This is a genomic window from Caballeronia sp. INDeC2 (assembly GCF_023631325.1).
Taxonomy (GTDB): Bacteria; Pseudomonadota; Gammaproteobacteria; order Burkholderiales; family Burkholderiaceae; genus Caballeronia.
On the sequence record NZ_JALQDG010000060.1, the window covers coordinates 1 to 2,349 of the forward strand.

Consider the following 2,349-nt stretch of genomic DNA (forward strand, 5'->3'; position numbering starts at 1 on the left):
TCGCCCGAGCGGTTGGCGAAAGCTCTTTCCGTCGACGTATCCCAAATCATGAAGAAGATGTCGCTCCTCGATGGCGTGTGCCCGGAAGCGGCCGAACTTCTCGGCGACCGGCAGTTTTCGGCTGAGCTCGTTCGCGCTATCCGCAAAATGAAACCGACGCGGCAAGTTGAATGCGTAGAGCTGATGGTGGCTGCGAACAATGTGTCCGTTGCCTACGCGGAGGCATTGCTGGTTGCTACGCCAGCAGCGCTTCTGGTGGAGGGTAAGAAGCCACGCAAACTGACCGGCGTCAGCCCGGAGCAGATGGCGAAAATGGAGCGCGAAATGAGTAATCTCCAAGGTCAATACAAGTTGGTCGAGCAGAATTACGGCCAGGACGTGCTCAATCTGGTGCTCGCCAAAGGGTATCTCGCCAAACTCCTCGAAAATGAAGCGGCACGTCAGTACGTTGCCCAGCATCATCCGGATTTGATGGTGGAGTTTGAGTCCATCATTGCGACCATTTCTCTCGACCAGCAGCAATTCAGCGCGGCGCTATAGTCGAGCTCTGACATGGCGGAGGTTGCAACGCGCCGCGAGACGAGGACCACCGCCATCTTCGTCATGCCACCAAGTCTGCCCAAGCCCGTAGAGGTATCGCACCAGCGGAACATCCGATGTCATCAGTGCTCCGGCCGTGTGGAAGTCCTGTATCGCAAGTATCAATGGCTTACCGGCGACATGCGGTAGCTCCCAATACTTCTTGTTGAGCTTGGTGAACAGTGGGCTTCCGAGCCTGATTGGGATGGTGTGCTCAAGTTGCTCGGCGGCTTCCTGCAGTGACCTGGCGTCGGGAACAGCGTCGTAAGGTTGGATGCTGCCGTTCCCTCGCGGGTTCGCGGTGACCGCCTCGACGACTGCGGTGACCTCATCTTTTATGACGAGAAAATCTGGCCGGTCGACGCTCCGGTCCAACTCGTGGCCAGCATCTGCCAGCATCACCGAAAGAAAGAACTCAAAGGTCCGGGCATCGAGCGCAAAAGTCTGAAATTGCTCCACGAAGTTTCCGTCCGGGTCGACGAACTCGCGTTGCAATTCTCGTATGAGCTGTCGGGCCGGCGAATAACCGGGGAGGTCTCTCAACGCTTTGTATTGCGGATGCAGTTCGCTTTCTGGCCGACCCAAGTCAGCAAACAAGTCGATGGCCATTAAGTACGCTCCCGCTGGTTGCCTCCGGTGCAGGCGAATCGCCAGTCTAGCCCAAACGAGACGTCAATCAACTAAGGTCAGCAGACTATGCGAGCCGGCTGCAATCAGTTAGGGGCTTGGGGCGTCCTGCCGAGAAACTCAAGCGGGTTGAGGCCGATAGCGATGGTGCAACCAGATGGCACGCGTGTTCGGCCATCGGTTCCGTATTCAACGGCGGTCATGGCGCGCTGAGAAAGTATCCCGATGGCCTCGCCCCCCTCATTGAACACTGGGCCGCCGCTGGCGCCGGGATGCATTGCGTTGTCGATATACATGACATCGCATTCGAGGGTTCCGAGACCAGAGACTGTCGTCACTATCCGCCTGAGGTTGCCGATATGCCCTTGCTTGATGAGCGGGCCCGTCATGTCGGCCATGTAGCCCTTGTCCATGGCTGCCTTGAATTCGGCGGCGCCCTTTGTCTCTGGCAAGAGTAGTCGGTCGATGTCGAACGGGAGGCGCAACTCTTCAGAATAGCCTGCCAGGAATACGCGCTGGCCAAGTCGCGGCGTATCCCCAAGCACGACCGGTATCCGAGGAACCTCCGTCGGAAACGGCTCCTTCGGATTCAGCATCGCGATGTCCAGCTGGACCGGCTGCGAAAATCCCGGGACTTCTATGTTCATGGAGCAAAGCTGGACCGCATACTCTGCGACCGGCAAACCCTGGAACTTGCAGAATATTTTTAGCGCCGGGTCGATGTAATCGCTGTGCCGAATCGGGAACCGCCCGGTGACGACGTGCGCGGCCGTAATCACCTGACCGTTCGGAAGAAACGCAAAGCCTGAGCCCTCGCTGATTTTCTCGTCGTCAAGGAAGACCGTGACAGAGCAGCACGCGGGTGAGATTCGATTGTAGAGTTCTTCGAGCATGAGGCATTGCGCGGTGCGCGTTCTGACTTCCGCGCCACTTGGGTCACATCTACCCGGCGCTTCGGTATGTGCGCGGATTCGTGCTGACCAATGACTTCGGGCGGACCGAAACATGTGCGATTCCAAGCATCGACGGCCGTGACTTGTCCGAAAAGTGTGTGATTCACCCGCACGTCTGTCCGAAAAATGTATGTCTCTAACACACCAGAGTCCGCCGTGACAGGTCGGAACCTCTGCGTGCGCCCGTCGC

3 protein-coding genes are annotated in these 2,349 nt (G+C 57.9%); 1 reads left to right on the top strand and 2 read right to left on the bottom strand.

The genetic code is table 11. The features are described from left to right. Window positions 1-540, top strand: a 540-nt coding sequence (locus tag NCS28_RS33025) for a plasmid partitioning protein RepB C-terminal domain-containing protein (RefSeq protein ID WP_284506424.1), incomplete at its 5' end; no start/stop codon positions are given. Here NCS28_RS33025 and NCS28_RS33030 read toward each other — a convergent pair. After that, the gene (locus NCS28_RS33030) at window positions 535-1,188 is read right to left on the bottom strand and encodes a hypothetical protein (protein ID WP_250517968.1); all 654 of its coding nucleotides are present in this window, start codon (window positions 1,186-1,188) and stop codon (window positions 535-537) included. The two genes, NCS28_RS33025 and NCS28_RS33030, sit on opposite strands and share 6 nt — an antisense overlap. A 104-nt stretch (window positions 1,189-1,292) precedes the next feature. Beyond that, window positions 1,293-2,099 carry a S1 family peptidase gene (locus NCS28_RS33035; RefSeq protein ID WP_075294713.1) on the bottom strand — a complete coding sequence of 269 codons (807 nt, stop codon included), beginning with the start codon at window positions 2,097-2,099 and terminating at the stop codon, window positions 1,293-1,295. Window positions 2,100-2,349: the final 250 nt, after the last annotated feature.